2 protein-coding genes are annotated in these 2,265 nt (G+C 28.2%); both read left to right on the top strand.

The features are described from left to right. Nucleotides 1–1,227 (top strand): DNA topoisomerase (locus ACRDDY_RS12240; protein WP_438565230.1); only part of this gene is annotated, 1,227 nt, incomplete at its 5' end. A 161-nt stretch (nt 1,228–1,388) separates the two neighbouring features. Continuing rightward, nucleotides 1,389–2,265, top strand: an 877-nt coding sequence (locus ACRDDY_RS12235) for a PLDc N-terminal domain-containing protein (protein ID WP_438565229.1), incomplete at its 3' end; no start/stop codon positions are given.

Raw genomic sequence — 2,265 nt, 5'->3', positions numbered from 1 at the left:
TTTATAACATATCCTAGAACAGGAAGTATTGCACTTGAAGAAAGTTTAGTTGATAGAACTAGGAAAGTTTTAGAAAACATAAAGAAGGGACTGCCATATGAGGATCAAATAAAATTTACTAAAAGTAAAAGAATATTTGATAATAAGAAAGTAGAAAGCCATAGTGCTATAGTTCCAACTTATATGAAACCTAATGGATTAAGTGCAGATGAAAAGATAGTTTATACTGCAGTTAAAAATAGATTTATAATGCAGTTTATGCCTGTAGCAGAGTATGAGGAAAGTAAAATAGTTACTAAAGTAGAGTGTGAAGAAGCTAAAGGTGAATTTGTATCTAAAGGTAAAATTCAATTAGTTGAAGGATGGAGACTTGTTGAAAAAATAGAAAGTAAAGATACAATACTTCCAAATGTACAAGAAAATGAAATTGTAGATGTAGCTAGTAGTAAAGTTTCATCAGTAACTAAGAAACCACCTAAGAAGCATACAGAGAAAACTCTTTTAAGACTCATGGAGACTTGTGGTAAGAATCTTAAAAAAGATAATAAAGATGAAGGTGAGGATGAGTCTAAAGAAGAAAATAATAGTGAAGAAATGATGGCATCTATATTAAGTGGATTCAGTATAGGAACTCCTGCAACAAGGGCAGAGACTATAAAGAAACTTAAAGATATAGGGTACGTAGAGACTAAAGGAAAAAGCCTTACATGCACAAAACTTGGAAGAACAATGGTTGAAATATTCCCAGTTAAAGAACTTTTAGACCTTGAATACACAGGAAGACTTGAAAAAACCCTTTCTGATATAGAAAAGGGAAAATTTCAAAAAAATGATTTCTTAGAACTTATCAAGAAATTTACTATTGATGGTGTAAATAAAATAAAAAATGACGTATCAGTATTAAAGAATGTTAAAGTTGAGCTTGAGGAAGGGCAGGAAGCTATAGGGAATTGCCCTGTATGTGGAAATCCTGTTATAGAAGGAGAAAAGGGGTTTGGATGTTCAAATTGGAAAAGTGGCTGTAGATATACTATTTGGAAAGATGATAAGTATATAACTTCTTTTGGAAAGACAGTATCAAAAGAAATGGTAACTTTACTTTTAAAGAATGGAAAAGTAGGGTTTAGGAATTTAAAAAGTAAAAAAGGTAATACATTTAGTGCATATTTTAGATATGAATTAAATAAGGAAACAGGATATTTTAATTGGAAAATTGAATTTATATAATATAAGATGAATTTTGAATAAAAATTTAGTCGATATTTATATTTTGGGAATACTAGTTATGAATAAAAAGAAAATTTCGTTAAAAAAAAAGTACTTTAAAAAATAGAAAAAAATATGATAAACTAATTTAAGATTAAAAATTAAAAAATGGAGGGAAAAGGATGCACGAATTGTTAATTGCAATTTTATGTTTACTAGCAATAATTGATATTGCATTTATAATTGTAGTTGTATTTTTTGAGAAAAAAGATGCAAGTGCAACATGGGCATGGATATTAATTTTAGTATTTTTACCAGTAATAGGTGTTATTTTATATTTTATGATTGGGCAAGGAATTAGTAAGAATCGTAGATTTAAGAAAAAAACTATTTCTGATGGATTGAAAAGTGAGTATTTTAAAAAGATTCAATCAGATGACGAGATAGTATATATCAATGATAAGGATAAAGATTTAATTTCAATGAATTATAGAAATAGTAATGCACTTTATACTTGTGATAATAATATGGAACTTATTTTTGATGGAAAAGAATTATATAATGATATGATTGACGAAATTAAGAAAGCTAAAAAATTTATTCATATGCAATTTTATATTTTTAGAAGTGACTCTTGGGGGAGCAAACTTTTAGATGAAATGATTAAAAGAGCTGAAGATGGAGTTGAGGTAAAGCTTCAAGTAGATGGTATGGGGAATTTCATATCAAAAGATTATATAAAGAGGTTAGAAAAAGCAGGTGGAGAATTTTTAGTATTTTTTCCAAGCATATTAAAAACTATAAATTTAAGAGCAAATTACAGAAATCATAGAAAATATCTTTTAATTGATGGAAGATGTGGTTATCTAGGTGGATTTAATATAGGAAAAGAATATGCCGGGGAAGGAGAACTTGGATATTGGAGAGATACTCACATGAAATTAAGAGGTGAAGTATTAAAGAGTATCGAGTCAAGATTCATATTAGATTGGACATATACTAAAAAGCAAGATATTGATGAAAGCTTTGGTAAATACTTTGAGATAGAGCCAGTAGACG

The organism is Clostridium sp. (assembly GCF_051656525.1).
Taxonomy (GTDB): domain Bacteria; phylum Bacillota; class Clostridia; order Clostridiales; family Clostridiaceae; genus Clostridium.
Note: the sequence above shows the minus strand (reverse complement) of the source record. Positions and strands in the feature narration are given on the sequence as shown.